The sequence below is a fragment of the Rhodococcus sp. 5G237 genome (genome assembly GCF_053764735.1).
Map to the genome: position 1 here is coordinate 1 of NZ_JBSNCD010000023.1, position 549 is coordinate 549.

General features: G+C 56.3%; 1 rRNA gene. It reads left to right on the forward strand.

The annotated features are described in order from the left end of the window. A 16S ribosomal RNA gene (locus tag ACWPOC_RS25530) occupies positions 1-220 on the forward strand; the annotation flags it as partial. Positions 221-549 lie beyond the last annotated feature (329 nt).

The window sequence follows — 549 nt, forward strand, 5'->3', positions numbered from 1 at the left end:
CCGTGAAGTCGGAGTCGCTAGTAATCGCAGATCAGCAACGCTGCGGTGAATACGTTCCCGGGCCTTGTACACACCGCCCGTCACGTCATGAAAGTCGGTAACACCCGAAGCCGGTGGCCTAACCCCTTGTGGGAGGGAGCCGTCGAAGGTGGGATCGGCGATTGGGACGAAGTCGTAACAAGGTAGCCGTACCGGAAGGTGCGGCTGGATCACCTCCTTTCTAAGGAGCACTTCTCCCGGCGAGGGTTCACACAGGTGAATTCCTTCCGGGCAGAGACTGTTTCGTTCCCACAGGTGGAACGGCAGAAGCTCATGGGTGGAACGCTGACAAGCACTCTTCGGATCGTCTCTTCCACCTGGAAGGGATCGAAGGGTTATATCGGTGCACTGTTGGGTCCTGAGAGAACACGCAATGTGTTTGATCAGCGACGATGACTTACGAAGGCGGTTGGCCGTGTGGCCGGCGTTGGTAGGGGTTGTTGTGTGTTGTTTGAGAACTGCACAGTGGACGCGAGCATCTTTGTTGTAAGTGTTTATGAGCGTACGGTG